Annotated in this window: 14 protein-coding genes; 7 read left to right on the top strand and 7 right to left on the bottom strand. The window is 55.4% G+C overall.

What is annotated here, in order from left to right; translation table 11 throughout:
* Window positions 1-171 precede the first annotated feature (171 nt).
* Window positions 172-1,062: a 3-hydroxybutyryl-CoA dehydrogenase gene (locus tag H9I52_RS10145; protein ID WP_187453747.1), complete on the bottom strand. Its 891-nt coding sequence runs from the start codon at window positions 1,060-1,062 to the stop codon at window positions 172-174.
* A gap of 344 nt (window positions 1,063-1,406) precedes the next feature.
* Between H9I52_RS10145 and H9I52_RS10140 the strand changes: the two genes are divergently transcribed.
* Window positions 1,407-1,562 carry a lmo0937 family membrane protein gene (locus tag H9I52_RS10140; protein ID WP_139517300.1) on the top strand — a complete coding sequence of 52 codons (156 nt, stop codon included), beginning with the start codon at window positions 1,407-1,409 and terminating at the stop codon, window positions 1,560-1,562.
* 125 nt (window positions 1,563-1,687) lie between these two features.
* Here the strand turns inward: H9I52_RS10140 and H9I52_RS10135 are convergent, their stop codons facing one another.
* Together H9I52_RS10135 and H9I52_RS10130 are read right to left on the bottom strand one after the other, a co-directional pair.
* Window positions 1,688-2,518: a hypothetical protein gene (locus H9I52_RS10135; RefSeq protein ID WP_139517299.1), complete on the bottom strand. Its 831-nt coding sequence runs from the start codon at window positions 2,516-2,518 to the stop codon at window positions 1,688-1,690.
* Window positions 2,519-2,533: 15 nt separating this feature from the next.
* Window positions 2,534-4,156, bottom strand: a complete 1,623-nt coding sequence (locus H9I52_RS10130; protein WP_187453746.1) for an ABC-F family ATP-binding cassette domain-containing protein — start codon at window positions 4,154-4,156, stop codon at window positions 2,534-2,536.
* A 353-nt stretch (window positions 4,157-4,509) separates the two neighbouring features.
* Here H9I52_RS10130 and H9I52_RS10125 point away from each other — a divergent pair, with 353 nt between their 5' ends.
* Together H9I52_RS10125 and H9I52_RS10120 are read left to right on the top strand one after the other, a co-directional pair.
* Window positions 4,510-4,983, top strand: a complete 474-nt coding sequence (locus H9I52_RS10125; RefSeq protein WP_139517297.1) for a DUF4199 domain-containing protein — start codon at window positions 4,510-4,512, stop codon at window positions 4,981-4,983.
* Window positions 4,984-5,258: 275 nt separating this feature from the next.
* Window positions 5,259-5,660 (top strand): hypothetical protein, encoded by a 402-nt coding sequence (locus H9I52_RS10120; RefSeq protein WP_187453745.1) that lies wholly within the window; start codon window positions 5,259-5,261, stop codon window positions 5,658-5,660.
* A 100-nt stretch (window positions 5,661-5,760) separates the two neighbouring features.
* Here the strand turns inward: H9I52_RS10120 and H9I52_RS10115 are convergent, their stop codons facing one another.
* Window positions 5,761-6,138 carry a hypothetical protein gene (locus H9I52_RS10115; protein WP_139517295.1) on the bottom strand — a complete coding sequence of 126 codons (378 nt, stop codon included), beginning with the start codon at window positions 6,136-6,138 and terminating at the stop codon, window positions 5,761-5,763.
* A 138-nt stretch (window positions 6,139-6,276) separates the two neighbouring features.
* On the opposite strand from H9I52_RS10115, the gene H9I52_RS10110 reads away from it, so the two are divergent.
* Complete coding sequence (locus H9I52_RS10110; RefSeq protein WP_222940445.1) at window positions 6,277-7,098, top strand: murein L,D-transpeptidase catalytic domain family protein; 822 nt, start codon at window positions 6,277-6,279, stop codon at window positions 7,096-7,098.
* Between the two features lie 85 nt (window positions 7,099-7,183).
* Here H9I52_RS10110 and H9I52_RS10105 read toward each other — a convergent pair whose 3' ends face one another.
* A complete protein-coding gene (locus tag H9I52_RS10105; RefSeq protein ID WP_139517294.1) occupies window positions 7,184-7,378 on the bottom strand; it encodes a hypothetical protein in 195 nt (64 codons plus the stop codon).
* A 186-nt stretch (window positions 7,379-7,564) separates the two neighbouring features.
* Between H9I52_RS10105 and H9I52_RS10100 the strand changes: the two genes are divergently transcribed.
* Both H9I52_RS10100 and H9I52_RS10095 read left to right on the top strand, forming a co-directional pair.
* Window positions 7,565-8,374, top strand: a complete 810-nt coding sequence (locus tag H9I52_RS10100) for a M48 family metallopeptidase (protein WP_187453744.1) — start codon at window positions 7,565-7,567, stop codon at window positions 8,372-8,374.
* Window positions 8,375-8,451: 77 nt separating this feature from the next.
* Complete coding sequence (locus H9I52_RS10095) at window positions 8,452-9,396, top strand: diacylglycerol/lipid kinase family protein (RefSeq protein ID WP_262385999.1); 945 nt, start codon at window positions 8,452-8,454, stop codon at window positions 9,394-9,396.
* Here the strand turns inward: H9I52_RS10095 and H9I52_RS10090 are convergent.
* Window positions 9,341-10,585, bottom strand: a complete 1,245-nt coding sequence (locus H9I52_RS10090) for a metallophosphoesterase (RefSeq protein ID WP_187453743.1) — start codon at window positions 10,583-10,585, stop codon at window positions 9,341-9,343. The genes H9I52_RS10095 and H9I52_RS10090 overlap by 56 nt on opposite strands.
* 73 nt (window positions 10,586-10,658) lie before the next feature.
* Window positions 10,659-11,291, bottom strand: a complete 633-nt coding sequence (locus H9I52_RS10085) for an LON peptidase substrate-binding domain-containing protein (protein ID WP_187453742.1) — start codon at window positions 11,289-11,291, stop codon at window positions 10,659-10,661.
* A 115-nt stretch (window positions 11,292-11,406) separates the two neighbouring features.
* Here H9I52_RS10085 and mtgA point away from each other — a divergent pair, with 115 nt between their 5' ends.
* Window positions 11,407-12,171, top strand: a complete 765-nt coding sequence (gene mtgA, locus H9I52_RS10080; RefSeq protein ID WP_262385998.1) for a monofunctional biosynthetic peptidoglycan transglycosylase — start codon at window positions 11,407-11,409, stop codon at window positions 12,169-12,171.
* Window positions 12,172-12,175: the final 4 nt, after the last annotated feature.

Raw genomic sequence — 12,175 nt, 5'->3', positions numbered from 1 at the left:
CTAAATGTTTTGCCACGGGCTCCGTGACGCCCTCTAGATTGCAGGATTGGCCATAGAGAGACAAGTTTATAAACACCATTTCTGGGCGTTAAGTGCGCCGGGAGGCTACGCACAAAAAGCCCCGGCATCTTAGTGAACGCCGGGGCTTTTTCTATCGGAGAGAGCAGGGCTTTATTTCCTAAACCGTTCTGCCACGACCAACTCCTTGGTGCCGTGCGTCCAGGAGTAAAAGCCTTCGCCCGACTTACTGCCCAGCCGGCCCGCCATGACCATGTTTACCAGCAACGGGCAAGGGGCGTATTTGGGGTTGCCCAATCCGTCGTGCAGCACGCGCAGGATGGCCAAGCACACATCTAGCCCGATAAAGTCGGCCAGTTGCAGCGGGCCCATGGGGTGGGCCATGCCCAGCTTCATCACCGTGTCAATTTCTTCCACACCGGCCACGCCTTCAAACAGGCTATAAATGGCCTCGTTGATCATCGGCATCAGGATGCGGTTGGCCACAAACCCCGGATAATCATTGACTTCTGTAGGCGTTTTGCCCAGTTGCCGCGAAATCTCCATGATGTGCGCCGTCACTGCGTTGGAGGTCGCGTAGCCGCGGATCACTTCTACCAGCTTCATGACCGGCACCGGGTTCATGAAGTGCATGCCGATGACCTTGTCGGCGCGCTTCGTAACGGCGGCAATTTTGGTAATAGAAATGGACGACGTGTTGGATGCCAAAATTGCCTCCTGCGGCGCGTGCTGGTCGAGGTCGCGGAAGATTTGCAGCTTCAGATCTACATTTTCCGTGGCAGCTTCGACCACCAATTCTGCTTCGCGCACGCCATCGGCAATGGACGTAAACGTGGTGATGCGGCCGAGGGTAGCCGATTTGTCGGCTTCGCTGAGGCTGCCTTTGGCTACCTGCCGATCGAGGTTTTTGCCGATGGTGCCGAGGGCCTTGTCTAGCGCGGGCTGGTTGATGTCGATGAGGGCAACTGCAAATCCGTGTTGGGCAAACACGTGGGCAATGCCGTTGCCCATAGTACCCGAGCCGATAACGGCGACGTTAGTCATGTGAGGGTGGTAAAAGTGGGTGGGAATACGAGAGCGCGCCTCTGAAAAAGCGCGTGGCTGCAAAGCTAGCGCGAAAATACCCGCCTCCAAAGCGCCGTCAATCGCAGCGTTGTCCTACAAATGAAAAAATAAGTAAAACTAAAAAAGGCCTCAATTTGCTCAAAATGGCATGTTTCAAAAAAAATAACTCCCCGGTATATCTAATTCTTTTAGTCGAATATATCCTTTTCAAAACGTTAGCGTACAAATCCGCAAATCGCCTTTCCAAACTAATCCATCCCGATTAGACCCTTCCAGGCGCTTCGTTCTCTCCCTTCCTTTCATCAAACCTAATTCCAACCACCATGGGAAATCTGCTGTATCTTATTGCCGTCATTTTAGTAATCATTTGGGCTATTAGCTTCTTCGGCGGCTTCTACACCGGCGGAATCATTCACGTTCTGCTTGTTATAGCCATTGTAGCCGTGTTGCTACGTCTGATTAGAGGCAACGCGGTGTAGCGTATTTATTTCGGCTTTTACGAGTTGAAATAAATTCTATTTAGTCTGAAAAAACGCAAATAAAAAAAGCTGCTCCAGCAATGGAGCAGCTTTTTTTATTTGTCGATTCGGGAGCCGAAAATGCGTTATCGCCCGATGTCGAATAAAAAGCTAAAGCGAATTACCGGTTGGCCGTAAGGCGACAACGGATAGCCAGCCGTATCATAACCGTCATTAAAATTATAAAGCACGGTAATATCGCCGGCGGCCCGCTGCCCAAATTGCTGACGGTAGCCCAGACCCAGCAAAGGCGTGTTGAGGGTACGCTTTACCTTCACAACTTCGTACTGCTGCTGAGGGATCACTTCGTACACGTTGTACGATTCGGCGCGGGTAACTTCGTATTCGGCATGAATGAAGAATTCGCGGTAGAACATGTACTGCGCGAACCCTTTGATACCCAAGCTGTTAAGCTGTACGCTGTTCGGGAACCCTATCGTGCGGTAATCACTCGGGAACGACACGCTGTTGAAGGCGTAGCTGATACCGGGGCCAAATGAGAACTTATCGGTGAGGCGATACCCAATGGCCGGCGCCAGACTAGCGCTAAACTGGCCTCCGCTGTACGGGTTGCTGCTGTAGCCCAGCCCGAAGTTGGTGTAAAGAAAGTACTTCGACTTGGGCTCATCAGCCTTTAGTTTAGCTCCTACCGGAAAATCGAGGCCGGAGGGGCTGTCGCTTCGCGGGGCTGTTTGCGACGGCAACGGCTGATCGACGGGCGGCGGAGCCGGCACGGGCACCGCAGGCCGGGCCGCGGGCTGATCAGCCGGGCGCGGCGCGGGGGTTGGCGGCCCGGGAGGCGCCGTATTCAGCTGCGGTTTGACGGTGGTGCGGGTCGTGTCGGTTTGGGCCGATGCCGTAGGCGCCAGCCACAGCGCCGAGCCACCCAATACCAACAGGCAGAAGAGTCGTTTCATAACGTTACAACGTGCTTAAGACACAAGTTGATACATGCGCTTGCGCTGCGTTTTGATTTGGTCGTCGGCCAGATATTCTTCGTAGTTCATGCGCCGGTCGATGATGCCGTCGGGCGTGAGTTCGATGATGCGGTTAGCTACCGTTTCAATAAACTGCAAGTCGTGTGAAGAGAAAATGAGCGTGCCCGTATAATCGCGCAGGCTGTTGTTGAGGGCCTGAATACTTTCCAGATCGAGGTGGTTGGTCGGGTCGTCGAGCACAAGCACGTTGCCCGATTCCATCATAATCTTGGAGAGCATGCAGCGGACTTTTTCCCCGCCGCTCAGTACGTTCGCCTTCTTCAAAGACTCTTCGCCCGAAAACAGCATCCGGCCCAAAAAGCCCCGGATAAAGCTCTCGTCCTTCTCGGCCGAATATTGCCGCAGCCAGTCTACCAAATTGAGGTCAGACTCGAAGAATTCGCTGTTTTCCCTCGGGAAGTACGACGGCGTAATGGTCGTGCCCCACTTGAATTCGCCGGTGTCGGGCTTGGCTTGCTCGAACAGAATGTCAAATAGGAGGGAGGCCGCCCGGTCGTCGCGACCGACAATGGCAATCTTGTCTTTCTTATCCAGCGAGAAGCTAACGTTGCGGAAAACGGTCTGCCCGTCCACCGATTTCGACAGATTCTCGACGGTCAGCAGTTGGTTGCCGGCTTCGCGCTCGGGTTTGAAGGCGATGTAGGGATACTTGCGCGACGAGGGCTTAATGTCCTCAAGGGTAAGCTTTTGTAACAACTTCTGCCGTGAGGTAGCCTGCTTGCTTTTCGAAGCATTGGCCGAAAAGCGCCGCACAAACTCTTCGAGTTCCTTGCGCTTGTCTTCGGTTTTCTTGTTGGCTTCCTGCCGCTGCTTGAGCACCAGCTGCGAGCTTTCGTACCAGAACGAGTAGTTGCCCGGATACATGGTGATTTTCGAGAAATCCAGGTCGGCCATGTAGTTACACACCGCGTCGAGAAAGTGGCGGTCGTGCGATACCACAATTACCGTGTTCTGGAAATTGTCGAGGAAGTTTTCCAGCCACAACACCGATTCGGCGTCGAGGTTGTTGGTCGGCTCGTCGAGCAGCAGCACGTCGGGGTTGCCAAACAGGGCTTGTGCCAGCAGCACCCGCACCTTTTCCGAGCCGCCCAAGTCCGACATAAGCGTGTAGTGCTTGTCTTCCGTAATGCCCAGACCACTAAGCAATTCTGCGGCTTCGTATTCGGCGTTCCAGCCTTCCAAGTCGGCAAATTCGCCCTCCAACACGGCCGCGCGCTCGCCGTCGGCATCCGAAAAGTCGGGTTTGGCGTAGAGGGCGTCTTTTTCCTCCATCACGCTCCACAGGCGCTGGTGGCCCATGATTACGGTTTGGAGTACGGGAAACTCATCATAGGCAAACTGGTTCTGCTTCAGCACCGCCAAGCGCTGCCCGGCCGGCAAATCCACGGTGCCAGTGTTCGGCTCGATTTCGCCCGAAAGAATCTTCAGGAAGGTCGATTTGCCGGCGCCGTTGGCCCCGATCAGGCCGTAGCAGTTGCCCGGCAAAAATTTGATGGTTACGTCTTCGAACAAGATACGCTTGCCGTAGCGGAGGCTTACGTTGGAAGTGCTGATCATATGATAAAGCGGAGAAACGAAAATTAAACGGAAAGCCGGCCTGAGAAACGGCGCGCGAAATTACGCAAAATGCCTCGGGGCACGTTAAATACTCTTGCGCAATTAAATAGCTGATACGAACCCAAATGAAAATTTCAGACTCATTTTCAGCGCATTGCCAAGCCGGTAAATTGAATCGGGATTATCGAAAACAAAAAAAATAAGTAGCTGCACAACATCCATTTGCTGAAAAGAGTATAGGAAATCAGCATTGAACTGCGCGCAGCCTGCGAGTCGTATAACATCGGACGGCTGGCCTGCAGTTCCTAAGTTTTCATTCTGATCCTCTTCCTAACCCCTTTTTTCTGACCTATATGGCTGACGCTCGCATTACTGCCGAAAACAATGGTTTCCGCTACGGCCTCCTGACAGCAGCAGTCCTGATTGTGTACACGCTCATTGCCGTGCTGGCCGACTTTTTTAGGAATATGAGCGCCGGAGCCCTCGATCTCGTTATTCTGGCCGTAGGGGTGATCCTGGCCATCATGAATTTGAAACGGGCCAAAGACGACCGGTTGCCGTACCTGCAGGGCTTTGGCACGGGCATTATTACGGCGATGGTAGCGTCGATTGCGCTGGGCTTCTTCTTCATTATTCTTAGCGTCATCAAGCCCGACATTTTGCAGCAACTCACACGAGCTCGCGATCTGTTCGGATCCGACCTGTCGGTAGTGATTGCTTTTCTGGCAATTATCCTGATGGGCAGTATGGGCGGGATGATCATTTCGCTGGTGGCTATGCAATATTTCAAGAGCCCTGATCACAAACCCATGGAAGGGGTTGAGTAACCTGCCTTCTTGCTGTGAAAGCCGATTCCAATCTGGAATCGGCTTTTTTTATGCCTTCTGAGGTCGCTCACGCTAGCTGTAAACTCCAAGGCTGAGTTCAGGAAATGTCTGGTTTGATAAAAATTTTCATAAAAAGTTTGCTATTACATTAATCCAATATATATTTGGACTATCAAAAAAGAGATTAATAAATAATCTAAGTTTAAGATCTTTTATTAAGCTCTTCCGTAAGAGTACCGTAGTTCTACCCCGCCAACCTTTCTACCACCGTTTTTATGAAATCTGCTTTAGTAACCTGCCTGTTCTTTCTGGGAGTTGTTGGTTCCGCTGCTGCCCAAAGAAGTGATCGCCACGCCGAACTGCCCGGCACCGGCGAGCCCGCCGAAAATCGGGTGACTTCCCTTACCCGCGATATGAGTGGCAAATTGCAACTCAATGAGGGTCAATATATTAAGCTCCGCAACATCAACCGCATCAAGCTGGCCCAGGCCGACGAGATCCAGTGGCAGTACCGCGATAACAGCTCACTGCGCCAAGCCAAAATGGCTGAGCTAGAAGCGCAATACGAAAGCGAATGCAGCCGCATCCTGACGCCTACTCAGCTGAGCTTGCTCCGCAACGAGCAGCCACAGGACGAGCAGCCCAAGTCTGACTCCGGCGAAAATGGCGTCGGCTAATTCGCACCGAAAGCTTTACTAGCCTTATAGGCAAAAAGGCGGCTCCGAGGTTCGGAGCCGCCTTTTTGCCTATAAGGCTAGTTGAAAATCGATACCCAACTCAGCGCAGGTACTGTACTTCGATCACGGTGCCGGTAGCGCTAAAGCGCAACGTGAATTTGCGGGCAGACGAGTGGAGATGAGCCGGCTCACATTGTGGGCCAGGTTCTACGTAATAGGTATACACGCGCTGGTTCTGGTCGGCTAGCTCCTCCTCGTCGGGGTGGCCCAAGATGCCGTCGATGTCGCTGGTACGGCTATCGTAAAGCTGGTCACGCGATTTTTCGAGGGCGGGCAGCAGCGCAGCGCGCTTGTTTTGGCAGGCAAAACGATCGCTGCGCCACGCGGCCGCGTCGAAGCCGGGCAGTTCGGAAAGCGAGTGACCACAGCCGGCAAACACCAAGGCTGGGAGGACTAGCAACAATCGGCGAAACAACATAACAAATTGAGGAATAGGAACTGACGCGGATACTATGACGGTTAGGAGGGCCGTTATAATGACACGAAAGTACTATTTTCGTTTTGCTTGCCCGGAGCTGCCACTACTTAAAACAACCTGTTGCGACTGCCCCAACCCATGAATTCCTTTCGAACAGCCTTTGTCAGCGCTTTTATTTCGCTGTCTTCCATACTATTACCGGCCGCGACTTCGCCGGCTGCCAACCGTCCGGCTTCCTCCTCAGGCTCGGGTGCTGCCGCGGTCCGCATCGAGAACGAAGCGCGCCGCACGTTATACCTGGCTTCGTTTGAGCAGCACGTCATGCGCAGCTACGCGCAATCGAAATTGGTAACCGCTGATTTGGCTCCCGATGTGTACCGCGAAGCTTTGGTGGGGTTTTACAACTTGCAGCAGCGCGGCGTAATATCGCCCTCGCAGCATGTGCTTACCATCATCGACTTCAACCGTTCTAGCCGCCTAAAGCGGCTGTGGGTAATTGATTTGCGTGAGCAGCGGCTGTTGTTTCACAGCTTGGTTGCCCACGGCAAAAATACCGGCGAAGAGTTTGCCACTGCTTTTTCCAACCGCGAAGGCTCCGAAATGAGCAGCCTGGGCTTTTATGTCACGGGCCACACCTACACGGGCAAGCACGGCTTGTCGCTGAAGCTAAAAGGCGTAGATCCCGGCTATAACACCAACGCCGCTACCCGCGCCGTGGTGGTGCACGGCGCCGATTACGTGAGCGAAGATTTTGTGCGCGAGCACGGCCGTTTGGGCCGCAGCCAGGGTTGCCCGGCTTTGCCTTCCAACGAAAGCTCCGACATCATCCGCGCTATTTATGGCGGCTCGGTGGTGTATGCACATGCGCCGCGGGGCGTGGCGTATCAATCGAATTGGCTCCAACTGGACCCCGCTCTGCTGGCCTTTGCCCGCAGCCAGGGAATTGATTCGCACGGCTAGCCGGCCGTACTTACAAACAAAAAAGCCTCGGCAACCGCCGAGGCTTTTTTGTTTGTAAGTATCTTGTAATCAAATGATTGTGAACTTAGGCTCTGTCGCCGGTGGCTTTCACCAAGTTGATGCCGGCGAAGAAGAAAATAAGGCCGACCGCGAAGGGTACAATGGCATTTACAGTGCTGAGCTTGACGCCGGCCACGTGCATAAAGCCGAGTGCGCCGTAAATGATGCCGATGATGCCCAAGATGGTCAGAATAGCTCCGAAGGTGCGTTTCTGGTTCATATACAAAGGGTTGTGAGTAGTGGAGAAAAGAAAAAGGAGAGGGGCCCCAAGGCCTGTTGAGCCTGATACGGTAGTTACAGAATTTTGGCTGCCTTCGGCGGGGGCAACCCTGCGCACAAGGCCGCGTTACAAGCCAATACCCCCTACTCTTACCTTTTTCAACTCCCTTTCCACACCTGACGACTCATGAGAGGAAACCTTCGTTTTATCATTGGCGGCCTGATGGCACTGTTTACCTTCCTGACTTACTACTGTAAGCGCTCGGTAAACGATGTGACCGGTGAAGTGCAGCACGTCGACATGACGGCCCAGCAGGAAATTGCGCTGGGACTGCAAGCCGCCCCCGAAATGGCCCAACAATACGGCGGCATTCACCCCGACCAGCAAGCAGGCGCCGCCGTTGAGCGTATCGGCCAGCAGATTGTGCGCAGCACCAAAGCTTCCCAGACGCCTTACAAGTTTCAATTTCACCTGTTGGCCGACGAAAACACCATCAATGCCTTTGCGTTGCCGGGCGGGCAGGTATTCATCACGGCTGGCCTGCTGAAAAACCTGAAGACGGAAGGCCAAGTAGCCGGCGTGCTGGCCCACGAAATCGGGCACGTAGTAGCCCGGCACTCGGCCGAGCAGATCGCCAAATCGCAGCTGACGCAAGGCCTGAGCGGTGCCGCCGCTATCGCCGCTTACGACCCCAACAACCCGCGCTCGGCAGTAGGCTCGGCGGCGGCCCTGATGATCGGCAAGCTTGTAACTCTGCGTTTCGGCCGCGAAGATGAGCTGGAAGCCGATAAGCTCGCCGTAGATTTTACACCCAAAGCCGGATTCGACCCGCGCTCGATGATTCAGGTAATGAACATCCTCGATCAGGAAAGCAAGGGCAGCAATCCGCCGGAGTTTTTGAGTACGCATCCGAATCCGGGCAACCGTATCGGACACTTGCAGGAAGAAATTACTGCCGAGTTTCCGGGGGGCGTGCCCGCTGGGTTGAAACCTTAAAGGATTCATTGAGATCCCTATCGCCAAAATGGCCGAGCTCTGTCGAGCTCGGCCATTTTGTTTATTTGCACGTACTAATGACCGTTTTCCCAGCCGCGCATTCCTTCGCTATGTCCACCCAAAATCCTGAAGTACTGTTTGTTCTGAATCCTGTTTCGGGCGACATCGATAAGTCAGAGCTAGAACACACCATCGCCGGCATTTGCGCGGAGCACGGGCGCCACGCGCGATTCTTTCACACCACCGGCGAGCAAGATGTGACTCAGCTTGAGCGCACGCTACAAGAAGGAAATTACCAAGCCGTGTTTGCGGCCGGCGGCGACGGTACGGCCAATTTGGTAGCGCAGGTGGCGCGGCAAGTAGCTGTGCCCATGGGGATTATCCCGTTGGGCTCCGGCAACGGCCTGTCGAAAGATTTGGGCATTACGCAGGATGTGGTGCAGGCCCTGGAACTCGTCTGGAGCCACCGCGAGCGGGCCATTGATACGTTGAGCGTCAGCGGGCACTTCTCGGTGCACTTAGCCGATTTGGGCTTCAACGCATTGGTGGTCGAGCGCTTTAGCCACGGCGACACGCGCGGGCCCGGCGCCTACGTGCGCATTGCCATGCAGGAGTTTTTGTCATACGAGCCCGCCGTGTATCGCATCGAAACCGATCAGGAAACCTTTGAGGGTCCGGCGTTTATGGTGACCATTGCCAACGGCAATACCTTCGGCAGCAACGTCATCATCAACCCCGAAGGCAAGCTGGACGACGGCTGGTTTGAAATCTGTTTGATTGAGCCTTTTCCGGGCACCGCGGCCTTGGGCATTCTCTACCAGCTCTACACCGAAAACTTCGATTCCTCGGCCTATACGCGCCGGCTGCGCTGCCAGCGGGCCAGTATTTCGGTGCCCGGCCAGCAGCAAGTGCTGGTGCAGGTAGATGGCGAACCGCTGACGGTGGCTTCCCCTGTAACGGTAGAAATCAGCTCGCGGAGCTTGCAGGTGTTGGGGCCTGATTCGGAACAAGTTGATTACTAAGTAGTTGGCGAAAGGCTTCTGGTGCCCGCTCGGTGCCATCGGTGTTGCCGGGCTCCAGGGTCCGCAGCCACACATCGCCGTTTTCGTAGTACTCGATCACAAAAAAACCCTTGTGCTCGTGCGTAAAGGTGGCTTTGCCGCCCTTGCCCACGAAGGCCGTTTTGCTGCCTGATCCGCTGACTAAGTAGTGGCCACCTTTGTAGTTGAAATACTGGAGGTTATGATCGTGGCCGGCGGCGTAAATCAGGTTCGGAAACTGCCGCAGCACCCGTAGCAAACGCTTGCGCATGGTGCGGTAGCGGGGGTGGGCCATATCTTCCTCGGCCCCCACGAGTTTGCGGTATATGGGAAACAGCGAGCCCAGGCCCGGCAGCGGCACATAGGCCTGCTTGTGCATCTGGGTAAGCGGAAAAACGTGCTGTTTGGTGGTAAACTGGCCCCCGTGCATGGCGTTGGAATACAGCGGATGATGGCCGGCAATCAACACCTGCTGGTGGCGGTTCTGCTCCAGAATTTCCTGAAGCTGCACGAAAGGCATGCGGCTGTCGGTGGCGGTGCAACCGTTTTCCTTGCCCAGTGGGCGAGGCCCGTGCTGCACCCACCACTGCGTATTGAGCACTACCAAAAGCACGTTTTCGGCGAGTTGCATCGTAACCGGGCCGGGGCAGCCGTTGGGCGGCAAGTAGTAGGCGCCCGGCAGGTGGGTCAGCACGTATTCTTCCTGACGCAGCAAGTATTCGTAGCCGTCGCGGCGGCCCTTGTTCCAATCGTGGTTGCCGCTCAAAAAGATTACCCGCCCGTCGTAGCTGCGTAAGGTATCCAACTGAATGTCAAGGCGAAACTCGGCGTTGCTGCGCCCGTGGTGCCCGACGGCGGGCAGGCCGGTTGGGTACACGTTGTCGCCGAGCACCACTACTGTGCTGGCGGGGCCGGCTTCCTGGAGCCAGCCTTGCAGCAGGTTCAGCACCGGGTCGTGGCCGTCGGTGGCTACGGCGCCCAAGTCGCCAACCAAGGCCACCCGATGTCGCACCGCAGCCGCCGGATCGGGCTGGTGGCTGGCCCAGGCGCGGGCAGTTGGCGCCACGTAGGGTTTACGACGAAAGTTGCGTTCGCGTCGGTAGCGGTAGGCAAACCAGCCACACAGCAACAAAAAAGCAACTATCAGTAAGTGAGGCAGATACGTAGGCAAGGCTTTGGAGCTTGAAGGTCAGGCTTTAGGTACGAGAAAAGGCCACAAAACGCTCAAGCCTACTTGGCCTCGGCTAAAAATTAGGGGGCGTCAGGTTTTTAAAGTGTCCGTTGAGGCGCACCCGGTCCTTGAGGCGCTCGGTTTCGAGCAGCACCGGCAGAATGTGGTCGAGGTGCTCGCGCACGATTTCCTGGCGCTCGTGTTCGCTGGTGGCCTCCAGCAGCTGGTATTCCTGATCGATATTGAAGCCTAGGTGATGGGCAATGTCGTAGATTTTGTAGTCGGGCGGCAGGTCCAGAAACAGCTTGCGCAGCCCCAGAATGTCGTAGAGCTTGCGCACCTGCTCGGTAATATGGGTTTTCAGCACCGCATCTTCCTCCGAATCGTCTACAATGTCTTCCACCTGACCCGCGGCGTAAAGCTTACCCGGCGCCTGCCGGAAAAACTCCTGCACCCGAAACACGCGCAGCCCGCGCGTCCGAATGTCCATTTCGCCGTTGTCATACACCTTCTCAACGCCCACCAAACGCACTTCGGTGCCCAGCAGGCTCACGCTGTCCTGGATATAAGGTGGGATGCCAAAAGTCATGTCTGTTTCGAGGCAGTCGTGCACTAGCTGCCGGTAGCGGGGCTCGAAGATGCGCAGATTGAGTTTCTCGCCGGGGTACACCACAATGTTGAGCGGGAAGAGCGGAAGAAGGCGCATAAGACGTCGGGGTTGGGGCTAGTAGGCTTGGTAATATAACAAGCCTCCGCCGCAGATGGCTTGGGAAGGCAACGAATCCGCTACTTTTGCGGCTTCCCTTTCTTACCTATTCCGCTTGAAGAAGGCTTTTTTACGCGTGGCGAATTACAAACAACTATGGCAGCGGACGTGGCGCATCGGACTGCAAGTGATAGCCGCGTTATTTCTGACCTCGCTGGCGTGGGTGCTTGTGTATCGGTGGGTAGCGCCCCCTGCCACCTGGATCATGCTGGAACGCCGGGCGCACCCGCCCGTGGGCAAAGGCTATTACGGCATCGTGCAGGACGGCCGCCGCATTCGCTACGATTTCAAAACCATTGGGGAGGTGACGCCGCAGCTGCCGCTGGCCCTGATCGCGGCCGAAGACCAGCGCTTTCTGCTGCACCACGGCTTCGATTTCGATGCCTTAGTGAAAGCCGCCAAGCGCAACATGAAGAGCGACGATAAGGTCGTGGGGGGCAGCACCATTTCGCAGCAGGTTGCCAAAAACGTGTTTCTCTGGCACGGCCGCAGCTACGTGCGCAAAGGCCTGGAAGCCTACTTCACGGTGCTCATTGAACTGCTCTGGAACAAGCGCCGCATCATGGAGATGTACATGAACGTGGCCGAAATGGGCGATTGCACGTTTGGGGCCGAAGCCGCTTCGCAGCGTTACTTTCACAAATCGGCCAATCGGCTCACACCGCCGGAAGCGGCCTTGCTGGCCGGCGTGCTACCCAATCCGCTGCGGTTTCGGGCCAGCAACCCCGGCCCGGCGGCGCGTGCCAAGCAGCAACGCGTCCTGCGCAACATGCGCCGCCTAGGGGGCACAACTTACGTGAAAGAGATTCTGGAGAATTAAGTAT

The sequence above is a fragment of the Hymenobacter sp. BT491 genome (assembly GCF_014349165.1).
Taxonomy (GTDB): domain Bacteria; phylum Bacteroidota; class Bacteroidia; order Cytophagales; family Hymenobacteraceae; genus Hymenobacter; species Hymenobacter jejuensis.
This window is presented reverse-complemented; position numbering and strand designations above follow the sequence as displayed.

What these genes read in the sequence shown, in the direction of transcription:
- H9I52_RS10145 (WP_187453747.1), bottom strand. Translation starts at nt 1,062, where the DNA reads ATGACTAACGTCGCCGTTATCGGCTCGGGTACTATGGGCAACGGCATT.
- H9I52_RS10140 (WP_139517300.1), top strand. Translation starts at nt 1,407, where the DNA reads ATGGGAAATCTGCTGTATCTTATTGCCGTCATTTTAGTAATCATTTGG.
- H9I52_RS10135 (WP_139517299.1), bottom strand. Translation starts at nt 2,518, where the DNA reads ATGAAACGACTCTTCTGCCTGTTGGTATTGGGTGGCTCGGCGCTGTGG.
- H9I52_RS10130 (WP_187453746.1), bottom strand. Translation starts at nt 4,156, where the DNA reads ATGATCAGCACTTCCAACGTAAGCCTCCGCTACGGCAAGCGTATCTTG.
- H9I52_RS10125 (WP_139517297.1), top strand. Translation starts at nt 4,510, where the DNA reads ATGGCTGACGCTCGCATTACTGCCGAAAACAATGGTTTCCGCTACGGC.
- H9I52_RS10120 (WP_187453745.1), top strand. Translation starts at nt 5,259, where the DNA reads ATGAAATCTGCTTTAGTAACCTGCCTGTTCTTTCTGGGAGTTGTTGGT.
- H9I52_RS10115 (WP_139517295.1), bottom strand. Translation starts at nt 6,138, where the DNA reads ATGTTGTTTCGCCGATTGTTGCTAGTCCTCCCAGCCTTGGTGTTTGCC.
- H9I52_RS10110 (WP_222940445.1), top strand. Translation starts at nt 6,277, where the DNA reads ATGAATTCCTTTCGAACAGCCTTTGTCAGCGCTTTTATTTCGCTGTCT.
- H9I52_RS10105 (WP_139517294.1), bottom strand. Translation starts at nt 7,378, where the DNA reads ATGAACCAGAAACGCACCTTCGGAGCTATTCTGACCATCTTGGGCATC.
- H9I52_RS10100 (WP_187453744.1), top strand. Translation starts at nt 7,565, where the DNA reads ATGAGAGGAAACCTTCGTTTTATCATTGGCGGCCTGATGGCACTGTTT.
- H9I52_RS10095 (WP_262385999.1), top strand. Translation starts at nt 8,452, where the DNA reads ATGACCGTTTTCCCAGCCGCGCATTCCTTCGCTATGTCCACCCAAAAT.
- H9I52_RS10085 (WP_187453742.1), bottom strand. Translation starts at nt 11,291, where the DNA reads ATGCGCCTTCTTCCGCTCTTCCCGCTCAACATTGTGGTGTACCCCGGC.